Origin of the sequence: Paraburkholderia sp. SECH2, from assembly GCF_030464795.1 — a bacterium.
In the GTDB taxonomy this organism is placed as follows: Bacteria; Pseudomonadota; Gammaproteobacteria; order Burkholderiales; family Burkholderiaceae; genus Paraburkholderia; species Paraburkholderia aspalathi.
Genome location: NZ_JALPRH010000009.1, coordinates 37,232 through 56,831 on the forward strand (window position 1 = coordinate 37,232; position 19,600 = coordinate 56,831).

16 protein-coding genes are annotated in these 19,600 nt (G+C 62.1%); 2 read left to right on the top strand and 14 right to left on the bottom strand.

All coding sequences use genetic code 11. From position 1 onward, the window contains the following. Window positions 1–2: 2 nt before the first annotated feature. From M0D66_RS17165 to M0D66_RS17185, 5 genes are all read right to left on the bottom strand, one after another. A complete protein-coding gene (locus M0D66_RS17165; protein ID WP_200621904.1) occupies window positions 3–752 on the bottom strand; it encodes an electron transfer flavoprotein subunit beta/FixA family protein in 750 nt (249 codons plus the stop codon). A gap of 67 nt (window positions 753–819) precedes the next feature. Next, entirely contained in the window at window positions 820–2,424 is a 1,605-nt protein-coding gene (locus M0D66_RS17170) for an AMP-binding protein (protein ID WP_266211070.1), read from the bottom strand. 98 nt (window positions 2,425–2,522) lie between these two features. Continuing rightward, window positions 2,523–3,764: a thiolase family protein gene (locus tag M0D66_RS17175; RefSeq protein ID WP_211705408.1), complete on the bottom strand. Its 1,242-nt coding sequence runs from the start codon at window positions 3,762–3,764 to the stop codon at window positions 2,523–2,525. A gap of 63 nt (window positions 3,765–3,827) precedes the next feature. Beyond that, window positions 3,828–4,943: a trans-acting enoyl reductase family protein gene (locus M0D66_RS17180; RefSeq protein ID WP_093639847.1), complete on the bottom strand. Its 1,116-nt coding sequence runs from the start codon at window positions 4,941–4,943 to the stop codon at window positions 3,828–3,830. Between the two features lie 51 nt (window positions 4,944–4,994). After that, window positions 4,995–6,251 (bottom strand): acyl-CoA dehydrogenase family protein, encoded by a 1,257-nt coding sequence (locus M0D66_RS17185; RefSeq protein WP_200654255.1) that lies wholly within the window; start codon window positions 6,249–6,251, stop codon window positions 4,995–4,997. Between the two features lie 149 nt (window positions 6,252–6,400). Here M0D66_RS17185 and M0D66_RS17190 point away from each other — a divergent pair, with 149 nt between their 5' ends. Continuing rightward, the gene (locus M0D66_RS17190; protein ID WP_211705410.1) at window positions 6,401–9,130 is read left to right on the top strand and encodes a LuxR C-terminal-related transcriptional regulator; all 2,730 of its coding nucleotides are present in this window, start codon (window positions 6,401–6,403) and stop codon (window positions 9,128–9,130) included. Window positions 9,131–9,142: 12 nt separating this feature from the next. Here M0D66_RS17190 and M0D66_RS17195 read toward each other — a convergent pair whose 3' ends face one another. The 6 genes from M0D66_RS17195 to M0D66_RS17220 all read right to left on the bottom strand — a co-directional run bounded on the left by M0D66_RS17195 (window position 9,143) and on the right by M0D66_RS17220 (window position 15,738). Continuing rightward, entirely contained in the window at window positions 9,143–10,432 is a 1,290-nt protein-coding gene (locus M0D66_RS17195; RefSeq protein WP_211705412.1) for a DUF445 domain-containing protein, read from the bottom strand. Beyond that, window positions 10,429–11,262: a poly(3-hydroxyalkanoate) depolymerase gene (gene phaZ, locus M0D66_RS17200; RefSeq protein ID WP_200621909.1), complete on the bottom strand. Its 834-nt coding sequence runs from the start codon at window positions 11,260–11,262 to the stop codon at window positions 10,429–10,431. The genes M0D66_RS17195 and phaZ overlap by 4 nt, the downstream gene beginning before the upstream one ends. An 87-nt stretch (window positions 11,263–11,349) precedes the next feature. Continuing rightward, window positions 11,350–11,772: a phasin family protein gene (locus M0D66_RS17205; RefSeq protein WP_093640219.1), complete on the bottom strand. Its 423-nt coding sequence runs from the start codon at window positions 11,770–11,772 to the stop codon at window positions 11,350–11,352. 76 nt (window positions 11,773–11,848) lie between these two features. Continuing rightward, window positions 11,849–13,555, bottom strand: coding sequence for an alpha/beta fold hydrolase (locus M0D66_RS17210; protein WP_211705414.1), 1,707 nt, complete (start codon window positions 13,553–13,555; stop codon window positions 11,849–11,851). 46 nt (window positions 13,556–13,601) lie between these two features. Beyond that, entirely contained in the window at window positions 13,602–14,072 is a 471-nt protein-coding gene (locus M0D66_RS17215; protein ID WP_093639862.1) for a MaoC family dehydratase, read from the bottom strand. 22 nt (window positions 14,073–14,094) lie between these two features. Then, window positions 14,095–15,738: a fatty acid--CoA ligase gene (locus M0D66_RS17220; protein ID WP_093639865.1), complete on the bottom strand. Its 1,644-nt coding sequence runs from the start codon at window positions 15,736–15,738 to the stop codon at window positions 14,095–14,097. A 265-nt stretch (window positions 15,739–16,003) separates the two neighbouring features. Between M0D66_RS17220 and M0D66_RS17225 the strand changes: the two genes are divergently transcribed. Beyond that, a complete protein-coding gene (locus M0D66_RS17225; protein WP_211705415.1) occupies window positions 16,004–16,774 on the top strand; it encodes a ParA family protein in 771 nt (256 codons plus the stop codon). Between the two features lie 9 nt (window positions 16,775–16,783). Here the strand turns inward: M0D66_RS17225 and M0D66_RS17230 are convergent, their stop codons facing one another. The 3 genes from M0D66_RS17230 to M0D66_RS17240 all read right to left on the bottom strand — a co-directional run bounded on the left by M0D66_RS17230 (window position 16,784) and on the right by M0D66_RS17240 (window position 19,486). Then, on the bottom strand, window positions 16,784–17,149 hold the full coding sequence (locus tag M0D66_RS17230; protein ID WP_093639870.1) for a response regulator: 366 nt from the start codon (window positions 17,147–17,149) through the stop codon (window positions 16,784–16,786). 45 nt (window positions 17,150–17,194) lie between these two features. After that, on the bottom strand, window positions 17,195–17,830 hold the full coding sequence (locus M0D66_RS17235) for a response regulator transcription factor (protein WP_200621913.1): 636 nt from the start codon (window positions 17,828–17,830) through the stop codon (window positions 17,195–17,197). 258 nt (window positions 17,831–18,088) lie between these two features. Continuing rightward, window positions 18,089–19,486, bottom strand: a complete 1,398-nt coding sequence (locus M0D66_RS17240; protein ID WP_234487090.1) for a sensor histidine kinase — start codon at window positions 19,484–19,486, stop codon at window positions 18,089–18,091. Window positions 19,487–19,600 lie beyond the last annotated feature (114 nt).

Below are 19,600 nucleotides of genomic sequence, written 5' to 3' on the forward strand. Positions count from 1 at the left end.
TGTTAGATGACGTGGGCGACGTTGCGCAGCTTGTCAACCAGTTCGGCTGCATCGGCGACGCGAATGCCTGCCTCGCGTTTGGCGGGCTCGGCGAGCCCGAGCGTAGTGAGTCGCGGCTTGACGTCGACACCGAGCGCGTCCGGCGTCACCACATCGAGCGGCTTCTTCTTCGCCTTCATGATGTTGGGCAGCGTGGCGTAGCGCGGCGTGTTCAAGCGGAGATCGGCGGTAATGACTGCCGGCAGATCGACTTCGATCGTTTCGAGGCCGCCGTCGATCTCGCGCGTGACCGTGGCCTTGCCCGCTTCGATCGCGACCTTCGAAGCGAACGTCGCCTGCGGCCAGCCGAGCAGCGCCGCGAGCATCTGGCCGACCTGGTTCGAGTCATCGTCGATCGCCTGCTTGCCGAGCAGCACCAGTTGCGGTTGCTCCTTATCCACTAGCGCCTTCAGCAGCTTCGCGACCGCAAGCGGCTGCAACTCCACGTCCGTGTCGACGAGGATGGCGCGATCGGCGCCCGTCGCCAGGGCGGTGCGCAGCGTTTCCTGGCACGCCTGCACGCCACACGAAACCGCGATCACTTCGCTCACGACGCCGGCTTCCTTGAGGCGCACGGCCTCTTCAACACTGATTTCGTCGAAGGGGTTCATCGAGAGCTTCACGTTGGCAATGTCGACGGCGCTGCCGTCGGCCTTGACGCGGACCCTCACATTCGCGTCGACGACGCGCTTGACAGGAACAAGTACTTTCATTGCCTACTCCATTTGAAAATTGCTTAGGGTTTGCCGCGCACCGTCACACCGTCACACCGTCACACCGTCACGGCGTCTCGGCGAACACGCTGTTACGCTGGCCGTCGAACATGTCGACCAGATAGCGTTCAAGCGGTTTTTCCGACGCTGTCTTCGGGATCTCGGGCACCACCTGCAACCAGGAGATGACCGAACTCGCTTCCAGCTTCGCGCGACATGCGCGGAATATCTGCTGTGGGTCGAAACGGGCTGCGTCCTTGGGCACCACCGCCGCGACCACATCCTTTTCGCCGGGCGCGCCCGACGCGGCCTTCACGCCGTACACGTAGACGTCTTCGACCAGACCGGATTCGGCGATCACTTTCTCGATCGGCGCCGGATTGATGAACTCGCCGTTGTGGCGAATGCCGCCGCCTTTGCGGTATTCGAAGAAGAGCCAACCGTTCTCGTCTTCGCGTACGACGTCGCCCATGTACAGCCAGCCGTCCCTGCACTTCTTCGCCGACGCTTCCGGATTGCCGAAGTATTCGACCTTGAACGGCGAGCCGTCGGCCGGACGGAACAGCAGTTCGCCGGGCACGCCGGGCGCGCAGTCGTTGCCGTCGTCGTCGACAATGCGATGCCTGAGAATCGGCGCCGGCTTGCCGATACTGCCCACCGGGCCGACGCCGAGCGGCTTGACCGTAATCCCGCCTTCCGCCGCGCCGTAGAATTCGACGATCTGGATACCGAAGCGTTTTTCGAAGTCCTTCCAGATCGCCGCCGGCATCCCTGCGGATATCACGAAGCGCACGGGGTTGTCCGCGTCATCGGGCTTGTTCGGCTCGCTATAGACCGCCGTGGTCATGCCACCGAGCAGCGTGAACGTCGTACAGCGGTACTTGCGGGTGATGTCCCACAGACGCGACTTCGTAAAGCGGCGCGACAGCACGGCGCGCATGCCGGCGGTGAGCGAGGCGCCCAGCGTCACGATCTGCGCGTTGGCGTGCGTGAGCGACAGGCCCGAATACGGCCGGTCGCCGGGCACGTAGCCAAACAGCGCCGACACTGCCGCCGAGGTGCCGCAGTAGCGACGATGCGTCATGACGATGCCCTTCGGATCGCCGGTGGTGCCGGACGTGAAAATCAACTGCATCGCGCTGTCGGGATCGGGGGCCACGATCGGCAATTCGGGCACCCGCTCCGGCAGCAACGCGTGGTACGACAACACGCCGGGGAAATCGGCGAGCGGCTTCGCGCCCTCGTCCGTTTCCAGGCCGATCACCCAGGACAGTTTGGGGAGGGAAGCGCGCACGGCAAGCAGGTTGTCGAGCGCGTAGTCAGCGGCGATAACGCCGCGGCAGCCCGGGCTGTCGAGCATGAAGGCGAGCTTCTCGCCGCGTGCGCGCGGATCGATCGGCACGAACACCGTGCCCGAAATCGAGGCCGCGACCATTGCGTCGATAAATTCCGCGTGATTGGCCATCAGCAGCGCGAAATGCTCGCCGGGTTGCAGGCCCTGATCGATCAAAACCTGTGCGAGCCGCTGGCCGTTCTCCCATAGGTGCCGGTAAGTGCGCACCTCGTCGGGCCGCACGCCGGCGCCTTCGACGGTCAGCACGTCGAGATCCGGCATGGTCTCGACACGGTTGGCGAGCAACGCGGCCAACGTGGTTTCGGGTGTGGTGCTCATGGCGCCCTCTCTCCTTGCAGATGCGATTCGGTCTTGCGCGTGCGCGAAATCTGTCGCGGCTTCACGTGCGGCTTCACGCGTGTTTTCACGATGCAGCCTCAGCGTCCGAGAATCGTGATGCTGGCAACGGCCTCTTCCACGCCGCACAGTCCGCCGCCGTTCTCCGCGATCGCGATGCGCGCGCCCTCCACCTGGCGAGCGCCCGTCTCACCGCGTAACTGGGTCACCAGTTCGTAAATCTGGCCGAGTCCTGTCGCGCCGATCGGATGCCCCTTCGATTCGAGGCCGCCCGACGGATTGATCGGAATCCGCCCGCCTATCGTCGTCTCGCCTCGTTCGGCAGCCACCCCGCCCATGCCCGGCTCGCACAACCCAAGCACTTCGGACTGGATGATTTCGCCGATCGCCGTCGCGTCGTGGACCTCGGCGACCGAGACATCCTGCGGCGCGACGCCCGCCTGCTCATACGCGCGCAACGAGCCCTGCCGGACCAGATGCCGGTCGAGTGCCGTGGCCGGCCGGTCGCTGCCCGTTTGCAGCACGGACGCCAGCACACGAATGGCGCGCGAGCGCCGTCCACGCAACAGCGCGAGGCCGGCTTCGCTGCACACGATCGCCGCGGCCGCGCCATCGCTGACGGGCGAACACATCGGCAGGGTGAGCGGATAGGTGATCGGCGGTGCGCCGAGAATCTCGTCGATCGAGTAAGCCTGCCGGTACTGCGCGAGCGGGTTGTGAACCGAATGTCCGTGGTTCTTGGCCGACACGGCGGCAAACTGCCGCTGGGTAGTGCCGTATTCGCGCATGTGCATCCGGCCCATCGACGCGTAGATATCCATGAACACGCTGTACGGTTTCGTCGAGACGCTGCCCTCTGGCGGCTCGATGCCCTCGCCCATCTCGAGCAACCGGCGCTTGCCGTTCTCCGTGTCATGCACATCCCACGCACCGTCGAAGGCGCTGAAGGTGCGCGCCTTGTCCGTGGAAAACATCTTCTCGGCGCCCACTGCGAGCACGATGTCGGCGGCACCGGCTTTCACGTAGTTGACCGCGAGGTGAAACGCGGTGCTCGCGCTCGCACAGGCGTTCTCGACGTTGATCACCGCGACCTTGTCGATGCCCATCGCCCGCAGCGCAAGCTGGCCGCGAATCATGTGCTGGCCTTCCATGTGCCCCTGCGTGGAGTTGCCGAAAAACGCGCCCTGCAACTGCGACTTGTCACAGCCTGCATCCGCGAGGGCGTCTTCCACTGCCGCGCGCGTGAGCTGCTTCACGCTGGTTTCCAGATGCTTGCCGAAGGGCGTCATGCCGACGCCCGCGATATACACTTCGTTACCCATATCGATCTCCACCGCGAGGGGGAACGCGCCGCAAGCCGCCGGCGCGAGCATTCCGATTCGTCGTCAAACGCTCTTGACCTCATAGGCGAGGTAACCTTCCTCGGCCTGCGCCGCGACCAGGTTGCGCGCGCCGAACGCCTGCGCCGGCGAAACGAAACCCACTGCGTGCAATTGCCCGCGCAGCACGCGTCGCGCTGCCTCGGCTCCGAGCACGCCGGTTTGCGCATAGGGCGAATTGCCACGCAGAATCACGCTGACGGAATTCGTATTGCCGCGCCCCTGGCACGACAACGTGCAGCGATTCACGTCCGGGTTTTCGCGCGGAGGCTCGACCTGCGTCACGGCCTTTCCCCACTCGTTGGTAACCTCTTCCTGTTTGGCGGGATCGAGGTGGCGGCACTCTTCCTCGAATTTCTTCAGCAGGCCGACCACCGCGAGAAAGCGTTCCTGATTTCTGAACGACACGAGCGTCTGGCAGTTGCGCACGCGCGGGTCATCCTGGTACCAGACCGGCTCGCCGCCACCGCTCCATGGCAACGCATTCAGCAGCATGTGTTCACCCGGCACGTGAACCTGATACGGCGTGGCCCACGGCCACTGCACCAGTTGCTTGTTGCGCAGGTAGTACTGCGGCTGCGTGCACATCCGCAGAAACGACATCGTCGAGGCGACGCTCACTTCTGAGTCGCCGAGATAGAGCACATCGAGCGTGTCGATTCCCGGAGTTTCCAGGGCGATCTCCGCCGCGAGATTGCCTTCGGCCCACATGTACGAATTGCCGGGGCACAGCGCCAGACCGCGGGCCGCGAAGGACTCGCCATACGTGCGCTTCAACAGCGACATCCAGTCGGTTTCGCCGGTGGTGTCGAAGTAGTTGCAACCGGCCGCGAGACTCGCCTCGACCACCGGGCGCCCGAGCTGCATGAACGGCCCGACGATATTGATCACCACCTTCTTGCCCTTGAAGAATTCGGTGAGCGCCCCTGTCTCGTGCTGAACCGCCACGCACTGATAGTCGTGTCCCGCGAGTTCGGGCACCTTCGCGAGTTCTTCTTCGAGCCGCTCCTTGCTGCGCCCGGCGGCAATGAACGGAATGCCGCGTTCAGCGAGCTTCCATGCCGTGAGCTTCCCGGTGTAGCCACTCGCTCCATAGAGGACCACTTCGTATGTCGTTGCCATTTCGTCGTCTCCTTCAGGTTGTCATAGGATTGCGTGGACGCGTCGTGCCGTTCAAAGCAGCTCGGGGTCGATCAGGTAGTAGCCACCCTTGATCGCCAGCACTTCGTTGCAACCGTCTTCGATCATCGAAGCGCGTGCGTCGCGCCAGATCTTTTCGATCGGATACTCGCGGGTAAGCCCATTGCCGCAGAAGATCTGCAGCGCGTCGTTGGCGACCTCGAATGCGGTCTGGGTCGCGGTGACCTTCGCCGTCATCGCCGCGTGCAGCGAAGGCTGCGCCGCGGTGAAGTTGTAGTGCACGACACGCTGCGCGAGCGCACGGGCGGCCTCGACCTTGCGAAACATATGAAAGAGCCGTGACGCGACCGACTGATGGCGGATGATCGGCAGACCACCCTGCTTGCGTTCATGCGCGTAAGCGAGTGCGAGCTCGAACGCGGCGCGCGCAGTGCCGGCAAACACGTTGGCCATGATCGCGTTGGCGAATGTGTGGATCGCATAGACCGCGTCGACGTACTGGTCGGGACCGGCGAGGAGGTGCTCCTTCGACAACGTGACGTTCTCGAAGAACAGTTCGCCCTGGTTGAGCGCGCGCTGGCCGATCTTGTCGAGCGGCTTGCCGCGCGAGACGCCTTTGGCGTCGAGCGGCACGATCACCACCGCGCCGCGTTTCGTGTCGGCGCCGTTGCCGCTGTCCGCCGCGCAATAGAGAATGCACACGTCGGCGGCGATACCGTTCGACACCCACGCCGACTTCTGCCCGTTGATGATCACCTCGTCGCCGCGCAGCGTCGCCACGCAGTTTGGGCGGCCGTACGAGCCCTGCGGATGAAAGATCATGCCGTTGGCGTCGAGCATGTCGGAGCCGTGATCGGGTTCCGTGATGGCCCAGCAGCCGAGCTTCTCGTCCGGTGCGAGCGCACGGCAAAACGGGTTGCCGGACACGGCGCTCATCAGTGCGGGCAGCAAGCCTGCGCCGTAGGTGATCGCGAGTCCTGAATCGCCCCAGCCGAGTTCTTCGAACAGGATGCTCATCGTCGTCGCCCGTTCGGCGGGTTCGAGCTCGAGCAGCCCATCAACCCCGAAACCGAGCCCGACGAACTTCTCGCGCGCCTCCCAATAGGGCGAGCCCTTGGCGATCACCTCCTCGGGTGTCATGCGATCGAGCTTGACGCCGATCGGACGCATGACTTCTTCTGCGTATCGATGCACGCTCTGCTGGACCATCTGGTTCATCTCGGAGAGTTCGGGCTGCGCGCCGAGCGGACCGAGTTTGTGCGCTGCAATGTGATTCGTTGCGGTTGACATGTCTCCTCCTGCGAGGTGGTTGGGCGTATGATTTCTATGGAATCCATGGTGTCCCGGCGCGACGCTATGCAACATCCCCCGTACAGGGGAACGCGATTGCATGGAGGGGGAATGGCAGCCAGGGTCAACCCGAACGCCCGGAGCAACTAATGCACGTGATAGAAGCGCCGTCCCCGATCAGGCCGCCTCTCTTTCTCGCAACCAAGGTGTTTCCGCCGCGCCTGCCCGCCGGACTGATAGATCGGCCGCGCCTCGTCTCTCTTGCCGGGAAAGCGGAATACAAAAGGCTCACGGTCATCAAGGCGCCCGCCGGTTTTGGCAAGACATCGCTGGCGCTTACCTGGCTCAACGGGCTGAATGCAAGCGGCGCCTATGTCGCGTGGCTCTCGCTCGACACGGAAGACGACGAACCCGCGCGCTTCTTCCATCATCTGGCGCAGGCATTGCGCAACGCCTGTACAAGCGTCGGCATGTCCGCGGTCAGCCTGACTACCGAGGCGTCACTCGTACCGGCGCATTCAGTGGTATCGACGCTGATCAACGAACTCGTCGACGTCGACGACGAGGTCTATCTGTTCGTCGACGACTATCACCTGATCAGCCTGCCCGCCATTCACGACGCCATGTCGTACTTCATCGTGAATGCACCCTCGAACGTGCATGTCGTGGTCTGCACGCGCACCGATCCACCGCTGCCGCTCGCCAATCTGAGAGCGGGCAACGAGCTTCTGGAAATCGACGCGTCGACACTGCGTTTCAACTTCGACGAAACGCGCAGCTTTGTCGAACACGAATGCCCAGGCGAGCTGCGCGCTGCCCGCGTCAAATCGTTGTTCGCGAGCACGGAAGGCTGGGCTGCGGCGCTGCGCATTTCGGCCTCAGTGCTATCGCGTGACGAAGGCAAACCGGATTGGGACGTGAGCGCGCCGTCCGGCGCGTCCCGGCCGTTCGCTGCGTACCTTGAAGACATGCTCAAGCGTTTGCCGGCCGAGATGGTCGAGTTCATGCAGCGCACGTCGATACTCGACCGTCTGACCGCACCGCTATGCGAAGCGGTAACCGGCATGGCGGCGGCACAAGGCATGCTGGATGCGATCTCCGCACGCCAGTTGCTGCTCGAACCGCTCGATATCGACGGACGCTGGTTCCGCTATCACCATCTCATGGGCGAGTACCTGCATAAGCGGCTCGAAACCCAGAATCCCGATCAGGTGGTAAGCCTGCATCGTCGTGCGTGCCAGTGGTACGCCAAAGAGTCGCGCTGGACCGACGCCGTCAAGCACGCGATCGCCGCGGGCGATACGGAAGACGCTGTCTCCCTGATGGCTCACTGCGCAATGGCGCTCGTCACGAAGGGCGACCTGCTCACGCTGCTCGGCTGGCAACGGCAGTTCCCGGCGCATCTGATGCGCGGTCAGGTCACGATCACGCTCGCGATTGCATGGGGGATGGCGCTGGCGATGCGTTTTGACGAAGCGCTTGCGATCCTCGATGAGATCGAGCGCGACACGGGACCGGGTTCGAGCGACACCGCCGACAACATTCGCTGGGAGTGCCAGGCGATACGCTCAGTGGTGGCCGCGCTGCAGGACGACGCGCCGCGCGCGCTGGCGATCGCGCAGGCGTGCCTTGAACGGTCGTCGACAGATAGTTGGACCACCAACGTCGTCTCCAACGTCGTACGCTTCGCGCATTGGAAATCAGGCAATCTGCAAGCACTGTACGCGACACCGTGGATCCCCTATTCGCTCGAGGAAGACCAGCGCAACGTGTTCGCCTCGGTCTACCGGCTATGCCTGCTCGGCCATGCGGAGATGCAGCAGATGCACTTCACGCTCGCCGAGCGCTATTTCACCGAGTCGATCCAGCTCGCCGAGCGCCATGCCGGTCCGAAATCCATCTCGGCCGCTTTGTGCGCGCCCATGATTGCGCAGATCTGGTACGAGCAGGGACGGCTCGATGAGGCGGAGGCGTTGCTGGTCGATCTCATGCCGGTGATCGACCTGGCGGTGCTGCTCGATAGCACCTTGATCGCTTACCGCGTGCTGGTCCGGATCGCTATCGCGCGTTCCGACGCCGAGCGAGCCTATGCGCTGCTGGATCAGGCGCAGGCCCTCGGTTACGCACGCCGCTGGGACCGGCTGATTGCTGGTGTTCTCGTCGAGCGCGGACGGCTCTATCTGGCTGAAGGCAGAGTGACGGAAGCGTCGGCCTGTGTCGTGCAACTGGACCAGTTGGCAGACGCCCATTGTCCCGCTGAGCATGCCGTTTCGCCGGAGATTGAAACCTACCGCGCGATCGCGGCAGCCTGGGTGGCGATCGCCAGGAACCAGACCGAAGAAGCCCTTGAGGCGTTGACATCCGCTTTGCAGGGCGTCGAAAGCCGGCACGGCGACTATCTCGCGCTGCGTTTGCGCACCGTGATCGCGCTGATCTGGTTGCGCGCGAACAACCAGGCCCGCGCCGTCGAAATCTTTCGCGAAGTCCTGAGCGCCAATAGCGGTATCTACCGCTCGATTCTCGACCAGGGGCCCGAAATCGGGCCGCTCCTACAGGCGGTTCGCGACGACACGCGCTCCACCCCGCAGACGAAGGACATCGTCGCTTATATCGATCGTCTGCTGGACGGCTGGCGAGCGCTCTACGAGCCCGTCACGCCGAGGCGCGACATGGAGCGCGAGCCGTTGAGCGCGCGGGAGCGCAGCATCGTCGAGCTGATTGCTCAAGGGCAGTCGAACAAGGAGATCGCGCGCACCTTGGGGATTGCGCCTGAGACCGTCAAGACTCATGTCAAGAACGTCTTCGTGAAACTCGATGTCGACAAGCGCGCACACGCCGTTGCCCGCGCGCAGGCGCTGGGCCTGGTAGCGACCGGCTGACGCACGTACGTCTTAACGCATGACGATAAGCGTGGCGGCGTGAATCAGCACGCCGACCATGCCACCCACGAATGTGCCGTTGATCCGCACGTACTGTAGATCACGGCCGATTTCCGCCTCGATCTTCCGGCTCACTTCATCCGCATTCCAGCCTTTTACGACCTCGGTGATCAGCACGGAGAGCTGGCGCCCATAGCGCACGACGAGTTCGCGCGCAAGCGCGAGCCACCACGCGTTCAGTTTGTGTTGAACCGCGGGTTCACGGCTGATCCGCTTGCCGAGCGAAGCCAGCATGCTCGTCATGGCGTCGCGCACAGCCGATTGCTCGTGACTGAGATCGGCGATCACACGCATGCGCAAACGCTCCAGCAGCACGCGATGGTGGTCTGCATGCCTGAAATAACGGATGCAGTCACGCATCAGCGACTTGCCGAAACGTCGATGCACGGCCGATGTTTGCAACTGCACGCTCAGGCCCTCCAGGGCCTCATCGAATTGGTGGCGCAGTTCGTGATCCGGATTCGCCGCCACTTCACGGAGGAGCGCAACGATGCCCTCGATAAATTTACTGACGATATACGTGTCAAGCTGCGCGGGCGTGTATCTCGAGGCCTCGCTGAATTTGGCCTTGATCATGCCGACGTTCGCCGTGAGCCATTTCTCCAGCACTTCAAGTCCGCGAACCAGCCACGGCTGATGCCGCTCGCTTTCAGTCAGTACTTTGATGACGTCGCCGGCTACTCGGGATACATCGAACGTACGCAACTGCGGTATCACCAGACGGTCGAAAAACCACTGCGCATCCGCTTCGTCAATGCCATCGAGCAATCCTGCCACGGCATCCGCAACGATATCGGCCACCCCGCGGCTGTTCGCCGGCTGCTCCAGCCAACGGGCGAGCGCCTGCGCGGCATCGTGGCCGCTAAGCCTGTCGACGATGAGTTCCGGCGTCAGAAAATTTTCCTCGACGAACTTGCCGAGGCTTTCAGCGATGGGTTGCTGGTTTTGCGGAATGATGGCCGTATGCGGAATCCGCAGCCCTAAAGGACGGCGGAATAGCGCGACGACGGCGTACCAGTCCGCGATCGCGCCGACCGTGCCGGCCTCCGCAAACGCTCGCGGCCACGCAAGCCATGCATGCTCCGCCTGCCAGGCAACACACGCGAACAGCAACGCAATCATGCAGACGAGCAGGCAGGTCGCCGTTCGCCGCATGCGCGTCAAGCCGCTTGTCTCGCGGTCTTCGTGTGCATTCGCAATGGCCGCCCGCTCGCCATCGCTACCGTGCGCAGAGAAACTCAACTCGCCTCCTGCCGTAGAAACCTGCGCACTACCGGCGCGACTTCAGTCGCGCGCGAGATGAGAAACAGGTGACCGTCATCGATCACATAGAGCGTCGCATTGGGGATACGGGCCGCGAGAATCTTAGCGTTCGTGAGCGGCACGATCGGGTCGTCGTTGCCGTGCATGACCAGGGTCGTCTGGCGCAATGCACCGAGCCACAGCAGACTGCTCCAGCCCGTAGCCGCCAGTAGCTGATAGAGGTAGCCGCGGCCGCGCGGCGGCTGAATATGCCGGCTATGCGCCTTCAGCAACGACGGATCGCGCCGGTAAGCGCCCCCGTAGATATCCGCGCCCACCTGTTGCAGGTAGGTGGGATCGGTATAGCGGCGCGGCCCGATCAGCTTCGACAAGACCGATAGCTTGCCCGGCACCATGATGACGCCGGGTGAGGTTGCCGCGAGAATGAGCCTGCGGCAGCGCTCCGGGTACAGATGCGCGAACTGCTGCGCCAGCGCGCCGCCCCACGAAACGCCGAGCACGTCGACGGCTCCCTCATAACCGAGCCGCGTCAGCAGCTTGTCCGCCAGCACGGACAACGTCGAAAAACGATACGGCACGACCGGCGCGGGCGAACCGCCGACGCCGGGAACGTCGAAGATGATGACGCTCACGTCTTCGAGCGCCGTGACAAACGGCTCCACCAGTTCAAGGTTGGCGCCGATGCCGTTGAAGATAAGGAGCGGCGGCGACGCATCGCTGCCGCGCCAGGTTGCGACACGCAGTGTCTGACCGTCCAGATCGATCATCTGGATTTCCATGCTGCAAAGAGACTCGGGGTTCGTGTGCATTTTTTGTTTCCGGATCATCTTCTGAAAGGACGCTTCATTCGACGCGTCGGCATGCCGCATGGGCAGTGTCGTATGACTTCTTCGGCATTACTTCTTCGGCTGAAGGAGCGTTTTCAGTTCCTCGACGTGCTCGGCGACGCGCTTGGTGACCACGGCGACGCTGTCGGCCTGCGCACGGTACGCAGTGTCCGCGAGTTCCTGCATGTCCACCAGCGCCTTGTTCAACGCCTGCTGCACCACTTCACCCGTATTGGCCGCCGGCTGGCCGCCCGACTGGGCAACGCGGCTGACGAGCGACTGCACCTCGGTCAGCGTCGTGCGGAGAATCTCCGACTGCTTCTGGGCGAGCGACTGCACGCCTGCCAGCGCGGTCGTGTTGGCTTCGACGATCGCCTCGACGTCCTTGCGGCGCGATTCGAGGAGTGCGCCCACGTCGATGCCGGGCAGCTTGAACTGGCCAACGACCTTTTTATACTCGGCGAAAATGCTGTTGAAATTGGTTGAATCCATCATCAATACTCCATTGAAACTACGTTAAGAAAATGTTGACTACGGTGCGGTCAATGCGTGCACCAGGGCATGTACCTCAGGCCTCCATGACATACGTTCCCGGCGCCTCCACGCCCGCGGGGTGCTGCTTGTTGCCTACTGCCGCCGGGGCGGCACGCCGCTCGCCGGAATGGTCGGCGAGCCATGTGCGCCAGTCCGCCCACCACGAGTCCTTTTCAGCCTGGGCATTGGCAAGCCATGCGTCGGCAGTGGCGGCCAAATCGCTGTTGAGAAAGAACTTCGCTTTCGGATTGCCTGGCGGGTTGATCAGGCTCTGGATATGACCGCTCGAACTCAGCACGAAGCGCGTCTTGCCGCCGAACGTGCGCGCCGTGTTGTACACGCCCTTCCACGGCGTAATGTGATCGGTCATGCCCGCGACGACGTATTTGTCGCACTTCACTTCCGAGAGATCGATCGGCGTACCCAGCACCGTCAGCGCGCGCGGCTTGCTGAACAAATTGCCCGTAAAGATATCGAGCAGTTGCCCATGCATCGCCGCGGGCAGCCGGGTCGCGTCGTTGTTCCAATACAGGATGTCAAACGCGGGCGGCGCTTTGCCGAGCAGATAGTTATTGACCCAGTAGTTCCAGACAAGATCGTTGGGTCGCATCCACGCGAACACGCGGCCCATTTCTTCACCGGCGAGCACACCCTTCGATGTGCTGTTCTGCTTCGCGGCCGCGATCGCTTCCGGCGTTGCAAAGAGACCGAGCTGCGAATCAGCCGTGTTGTCCAGCACCGCGACCATCAGCGTGGCGGCATTGACGCTCGTGTCGCCCCGGCTTGCGAGGTGGCCGAGAAGCGCCGAAATCGTCATCGCACCCGAGCAGGCGCCGTGCAGGTTGACGTCGTCGCTGCCGGTAATGTCGCGCACGGCCGTGATCGCTTCGAGTAGCGCCGTCACATAGGTATCGAGGTCCCAGTGACTCTGCGCGGCGGTGGGATTGCGCCAGCTCACCATGAAGACCTGGAACTCGCTCTTCACCAGATAGTCGACGATACTTTTGCCTTCGGACAGGTCGAACACGTAGAACTTGTTGATCTGAGGCGGCACGATCAGCTGCGGGCGGGCATACACATGGTCGGTGGCCGGCGCGTACTGGATCAGCTCGAGCACCTCATTGCGAAAGACCACCGAGCCCGGCGACGTGGCGAGATTTCCGCCCACCTTGAACGCCGATCGGTCGACTTGCGCGGGCATCCCCTGGTTCTGCACCATGTCCGTCACGAGATTGCGCATGCCGCCAAGCAGGCTGGCGCCGCCCGAATCGATGATTTTCTTCAGCGCAGCCGGATTGCCAAGCAGCGTGTTCGTCGGCGACAGCGCGTCGGTGAAGAGCGACAGCACGAACTGCGCGCGTTCCTTGCTCTTCGCGTCAAGCGCGGAGCGGTCGACAAACCCTGTCAACGCGCTACGCCACGCCACGTAGGCTTGCAGCGTCATGCGGTAAAGCGAATTGGTCTGCCACGCCGGGTCGGTGAAGCGCTTGTCGCCCTGAGGCGGCGTACTGTCCGCGCTGCCGCCAAGCACGGCGATCAGGTCGCGGACGAGCGCCGCCTCCTGCTCCATGAGCAAGGTGGGTTGCCGCAGCGCCTGGGTGCCGATCTGCTGCGCGGTTGCCATAATGTCTTGCGGCCGCAATCCCACGAACGGATTCGGTCCGAGCATGCCTTCCGCGGCAGACGCCGCAAGGTCGTTCGTCTGCTCGCTGCGTGCCTTGCTGTCGTCATTTGCCGCCATCTTGCTGCTCCTCTAACATCCCTGTCCGTTTCGTCAACAGTGCTGCTTACGTTTGCGAGACCAGCATCGCCAATGTCTCGGCAATGAGCGCCGGCTTCTCCTCGCCCTCGATCTGCAGTTCGTTCATCGTCTTCACGATGATCCGGCCGCCGCCCTTCTTTTCCACCGAAATCAGCGTCACGCGGTTTCGCACTCGCCCGCCCGCTTTCACCGGTGTCATGAAGCGCACCTTGTCCAGCCCGTAGTTCAACCCAGCCGATGCGTCCTCAGGAATGAGTCCGATCTCGATCGCGAGCGACGCCAGTAGCGATAGCGTCAGATAGCCGTGTGCGATCGTGCCGCCGAACGGGCTTTCGCGTTTCGCGCGCTCAGGATCCACGTGAATCCACTGCCTGTCGCCCGTGCAGGCCGCGAAGGCGTCGATACGTGCCTGATCGACGACAACCCAATCCGACACGCCCAATTCGCGGCCAACGAAGTCGTCAATCGTGGCGACGCTATATCCTTTGATGCTCATCGTGTTTGCTCCTTGCGACGGGTCAGGCGAACTGTTCGCGCAACCACTTCTTGTTCATCTTGCCGACGCTCGTCTTCTGCAGCGCGTCGACGAACTTGACGATCTGCGGCACCGCGTACTTCGAGATCCGTCCGGTTTTGGTGAATCCCATGACGTGTGCTTTGACGTCGTCTTCGGTAACTGCAGCGCCCGCCTTCAGAACCACAAGCGCAACTGGCCGTTCGCCCCATTTCTCGTCCTTGATCCCGATCACCGCGACTTCCGAGACATCCGGGTGCAGCGAAATCAGGCTTTCGATTTCGAGCGAAGAGATCCACTCGCCGCCCGATTTGATGACGTCCTTGATACGGTCCGTGATCTGGATGTTGCCGGTCGCGTCGATGTTCGCGATGTCCTGCGTATGCAGGTATCCGCCTGTCCAGAGCTGCACGGATGCATCCGGATTGTTCAGATAGCCCTGCGTCAGCCACGGCGCACGCACGACGATCTCGCCGTAGGCCCGGCCGTCGTGCACGATGTCTTCCATGTCCTCGTTGACGATGCGCAAGTCGACGAGCGGAACGGGGAAACCGGTCTTGCAACGCAGGCGTACCTCTTCTTCAAGATCGAGCGGCCCGGTGTTAGGCGGAAGTTGCGCGAGGCTCAACACGGGACCGGTCTCGGACATGCCATAGCCGGTAAAGACGTCGATGCCGCGGTCGAGCGCGGCGCGCGCGAGACCGTGCGGCAACGCGCCGCCGCCGATGATGACCTTCCATTTGCTGAAGTCCGCGTGCTTCGCGTCATCGCACGAGAGCAGCATGTGCAGGATCGTGCTGACGCAGTGCGAAAACGTGACGCCTTCTTCGCGAATCAGTTGCACGAGACGATCGGGCACATAACGGCCCGGATAGACCTGCTTCACGCCCATCACCGTCGCGATGTAGGGCATGCCCCATGCGTGCACATGGAACATCGGCGTGAGCGGCATATAGACGTCGCCGCGATGAAAGCGTTGTCCCGATACCGGGCTCGACAGCGCCCCCATCAAGGTGATGGTGTGCAGAACCAGTTGGCGATGCGAGAAGTACACGCCTTTGGGCAGGCCAGTGGTTCCCGTCGTGTAGAAGGTGGTGGCCCGGGTGTTCTCGTCGAAGTCGGGGAAGTCGTAGCTCGTCGCGCTCGCTTCAAGCATCGCCTCGTATTCGGTGGCGAATGCAATGGTGTGCGCGCTCGCTTCACTGCCCGGCTCGTCGATCCACACGAAGGTGCGGACTGTTTCGAGCTGGTCCTTGATCGCTTCGACCACGGGCAGGAAATCGGTGTGGACGAACAGCACCTCGGCGCCGGCGTGGTTGATCGTGTAGGCGATCTCCGCCTCCGACAACCTCACGTTGACCGTCTGAAGCACGGCGCCCATCATCGGCACCGCAAAATACGATTCCAGATAGCGGTGGCTGTCCCAGTCCATGACGGCCACGGTGCTGCCGTGCCGTACGCCGAGCTCGTGAAGGCCATTGGCCAGTCGCGCAATGCGTTCTCTCAGCGTGGTATAGGTCATCCGCAGCTGGCCGCGGTACACGATCTCCTGATCCGGCGCCTGAACGAACGGCGTATGCAGCAGTTGCTTGATCAGCAGCGGGTAGGCATAAGGGGATGGCATCGATCCCTGCACGGCGTCCTGCATCTACGTCTCCTCAAGTCGAGAAATGGGTCGGGCTGACACAGGTCAGTCGGTGCTTGTCGCGCACGGTGGCATCCCGAGTGAAGCCATCATCGGGTGTTTGCCAAGGGGGAGCCATCCCCCGAACAGGGGAACTGTCAGGAAGTGACCGCGGAGCAAGGGCCGCGGCGCGGGGACGGCCGTTGAGGCCGGGCTAAGAGGGGTTCCGCCAGGGTAAGCTGTGCCTTTCGCAAGTTTTCGCCAGTTCTCGCAAAAAGGGGCAAACCAGATGCGGCGTGTCGTCTTCAATCAGAAGGGTGGCGTGGGTAAATCGACCATCGTATGCAACCTGGCGGCGATCAGCGCCAGCGAGGGCATGCGCACCCTGGTCATCGATCTCGATCCTCAGGGCAATTCCAGTCAATACCTTCTCGGCGAACAGGCGAGCGGCCTCAAGCCAAGCGTGGCGGACTTCTTCGAAACGGCCCTGAGTTTCAGTTTCAAGCCCACACCGGTCTCGACCTTCATCCATCCCACGCCGTTCGAGAATCTCGACGTGATGCCCTCTCATCCGGAGCTTGACGCATTGCACGGCAAGCTCGAATCGCGCTACAAAATCTACAAGCTACGCGACGCGCTGAATGAACTGGATGAGTACGACGCGATTTATATCGACACGCCGCCGGCCCTGAATTTCTATACCCGCTCCGCATTGATTGCGGTCGAACGCTGCCTGATCCCGTTCGACTGTGACGATTTTTCTCGTCGCGCGCTTTATACGCTGCTCGACAACGTTAAGGAAATTCAGCAGGACCATAATTCCGATCTGGAAGTCGAAGGGATTGTGATCAACCAGTTTCAGCCGCGCGCGAGCCTGCCGCTCCAGCTGGTTGAGGAACTGGTCGGCGAGGGCTTGCCGGTGTTGGAGTCCCGATTGTCTTCTTCGGTGAGGATTCGCGAATCGCATCAGCATGCCAAACCGATGGTTCACCTCGATCCGCGACATAAGCTTGCTCTGGAATTCATGGCATTACATCGCGAGCTGGTTGGGGAGGCCTGAGCGCCGTTATCAGGTAATGCTATCCAGCATGTCCAGCAACGCGTTTCCATCAACAGGCTTGCGGAAGAAACCTAATGCGCCTCTGCGCAGATAGTAGTCTTCCGTATGCTGGCTCGGTTTGCCCGTGATAATGATGACCGGCGTGGCGGCGCCTGAATGAACCGTTCTATCGAGCACCTGAATGCCGTCAATGGGCCGCATTCCCAGATCGGTAATAACGCATACCAGACCCGCGTAGCCATCGGCAAAAAAATCCAGAGCGGATTCGTACGCCCGTGTTCCGTACCCGCCGGAGGCCAGCAGGTTCGCCAGAGACGTCAGAACGCGTCGGTCATCATCAATCACGGCCACGGTTCGAACCGGAGGCGTGGACATTTTTTTTCTCCGGTCATCGAGTCCAACACCGAATTGGCGTTGGCGTCAGGCGCAGAAAGTGGTTATGGGCGACGTCTCGAGCTGCAGTTTGCCCGCCTGCCTGACCAGCGTGGCAAACGAATCCGCTCGCATCTTTCTCATGATGTGGCCGCGATGAACCTGCACCGTGTATTCGGTAATCCCAAGTACTGCCGCCGCCTGCTTGTTGAGCAGACCACTGGCGAGCAGCGGCAGGAGCTCCTGCTCACGCGGCGTCAGCGTTTGATAAAGCGCATGGAGCAGCGCCGCATCGTCCGCCTCCTTGCGAAGAACGTGCGCCCTTGCGAGCGCCGCAGCCACCACGCGCATCAACTCATCTTCATCGAGGGGCTTGGTGAGGAAATCAACCGCGCCGCCCTTCATGGCGAGCACTGTGGAAGGCACATCGCCCTTGCCTGTAATGAAAATGACGGGAATCTGCGAGTCCCTGACGAGCTTCTGAACTTCCAGCCCACCCATGCCAGGCATTCGCAAATCCAGAATCAGACATGAAACAGTATTCTGACGCGGTGTTTCCAGAAACTCCGTGCCGGAATCGAATGCGCGGGCATCTCTTCCGTTTGCACGCAGCAGCGAGGTGAGTGCTTCACGCACCCGCCTGTCGTCGTCGACCACATACACCACCTCACTTGCGGATTTCATGCGCCTTCTCCGTTGCCGGGTGAAAACCCAGCGTGACGTCGGCACGGACGGTCCACGATAATCTCGTTGAATGTTGTTCTTACGTGGTCCTGCCGACAAAAAAATTATAGCCGCCGGAATCGTCGTCCGGAAGAATAGGCAGCCGTGTTCTGCATTACATAAATATGTAATATCACGGCCCGATATGAAGCAGTAGGCTGGGAAGATGTGTAGACACAGCACGTTGCCAGAGGCTGCTGAGGATACCCTCGTCTATCGTCAACTTGAGCTTGCGTTCGATCTCTCTATCGGAAGGCTGAAGCTGAAGGTCACGCCGCGGGACACGTTGCGCACGGCCCCAATCCGGCCCGCGTGTGCTTCCACGATCGACTTGCAGATTGCCAGGCCCATGCCCATGCCTGTTTTCTTCGTGGTAAAAAACGGCTCGAAGATCCTCTCGAAGTTCACCTGCCCCGCACCGTGATCTTCCACATCGACCACCACATTGCCGGCATCGCGACGTGAGCGGATCACCAGCAGCCTCGGTCGCTCCTCCGTTGCCGCTAACGCTTCGATCGCGTTGCGCACGAGGTTGACGATCACCTGTTGAATCTGAACCGCATCCGCGCTGATCTTCGACACGTCCTCGCCGAGAATTGTCTCGAGCGAAACCGCGTTGTGCTGGATGTCGTCGGCCATCAGCGTGCATACCTGAAGAATCAGCTTGTTGACATCGAGATCAACCTTTTGCGGAGCCGTATGCCTGAAAAGAGCGCGAATGCGGCTTACCACATCTGCCGCGGCATTCGCGTCGCGCACAACCTGCTCGGCCGAGTAGCGGGCTTCGTCGAGCCTGGGCGGCGTTGCAGCGAGCCATCGCACGCAGGCCTGCCCATGCGCCACGATGGCCTGGAGCGGCTGGTTGAGTTCGTGGGCAATGGAAGCGGAGAGTTCAGCCACGGCCGCGAGCCGCGACGCCTGCGCGAGCCTCTCCTGCGCGTCGCGCAAGGCCTTCGATAATTCCGCGCCGTCGTCGATGTCCACGTCGAGGCCGAAGAACTTCATCACTTGCGCGCCGGCCCCTTCGGTGCCGCGGTGCTCCCGAACCTGCTCGACTTCGAGCGTCGAGAGCAAGTCCGGCTCGGCCAATAATTGCTCGAGGAGTGCGACGAGATGATGCCGTACGCTTTCGGAACGGCGCGCACCTTCCTCGATTGCAACAGCCAGTTCCGCCCACCGCGGTTGCCGGTATTGCTCACCCAGATAGGTCCGCACAATAGTCTGTGCAACGAAATCGAAGTGATCCAGCAGATACAGCGAGACGTCGGCCAGAAGTTCTTTGGCAATACGCTCGTCCAGCTCGCCGAGCGCAATGTAGATGCTCCAGATTTCCCGCAACCCGAGGCGCAACGCCTGCAGATGGCTCTGCAGCGGCACGCGTTGATGTTCACGTCGCTGGCTGATTTCCCGAAACACGTCCATGTCCTGCGCCGAGGGGAGTTCACCCGACAACAGCGTCTCGAACCAGACTTTGGCCGACAGCGCGACCGATTCGCGAAGGTCCCGCTGCGCCGCCGGTGCGAGCAACCTGTATCCGTCCATCTGCGTCAGTATCGCCAGCGTGCGTTCGACGACATGCGTCAGATCAGCTGCGATCGAAACAGTTTTTTCCCGCAAGTAATCGCTGATTCTTGGAACATTGGCTAACACGGATAGACACCCATCAATAACGGACGCACGATTTCGAAGGACAAGGAGCGCCGGCGCAATGGGATTCGACGCGGCGTATCA

Coding starts and splice junctions, on each gene's coding strand:
- M0D66_RS17165 (WP_200621904.1), bottom strand. CDS start 752: ATGAAAGTACTTGTTCCTGTCAAGCGCGTCGTCGACGCGAATGTGAGG.
- M0D66_RS17170 (WP_266211070.1), bottom strand. CDS start 2,424: ATGAGCACCACACCCGAAACCACGTTGGCCGCGTTGCTCGCCAACCGT.
- M0D66_RS17175 (WP_211705408.1), bottom strand. CDS start 3,764: ATGGGTAACGAAGTGTATATCGCGGGCGTCGGCATGACGCCCTTCGGC.
- M0D66_RS17180 (WP_093639847.1), bottom strand. CDS start 4,943: ATGGCAACGACATACGAAGTGGTCCTCTATGGAGCGAGTGGCTACACC.
- M0D66_RS17185 (WP_200654255.1), bottom strand. CDS start 6,251: ATGTCAACCGCAACGAATCACATTGCAGCGCACAAACTCGGTCCGCTC.
- M0D66_RS17190 (WP_211705410.1), top strand. CDS start 6,401: ATGCACGTGATAGAAGCGCCGTCCCCGATCAGGCCGCCTCTCTTTCTC.
- phaZ (WP_200621909.1), bottom strand. CDS start 11,262: ATGCACACGAACCCCGAGTCTCTTTGCAGCATGGAAATCCAGATGATC.
- M0D66_RS17205 (WP_093640219.1), bottom strand. CDS start 11,772: ATGGATTCAACCAATTTCAACAGCATTTTCGCCGAGTATAAAAAGGTC.
- M0D66_RS17210 (WP_211705414.1), bottom strand. CDS start 13,555: ATGGCGGCAAATGACGACAGCAAGGCACGCAGCGAGCAGACGAACGAC.
- M0D66_RS17215 (WP_093639862.1), bottom strand. CDS start 14,072: ATGAGCATCAAAGGATATAGCGTCGCCACGATTGACGACTTCGTTGGC.
- M0D66_RS17220 (WP_093639865.1), bottom strand. CDS start 15,738: ATGCAGGACGCCGTGCAGGGATCGATGCCATCCCCTTATGCCTACCCG.
- M0D66_RS17225 (WP_211705415.1), top strand. CDS start 16,004: ATGCGGCGTGTCGTCTTCAATCAGAAGGGTGGCGTGGGTAAATCGACC.
- M0D66_RS17230 (WP_093639870.1), bottom strand. CDS start 17,149: ATGTCCACGCCTCCGGTTCGAACCGTGGCCGTGATTGATGATGACCGA.
- M0D66_RS17235 (WP_200621913.1), bottom strand. CDS start 17,830: ATGAAATCCGCAAGTGAGGTGGTGTATGTGGTCGACGACGACAGGCGG.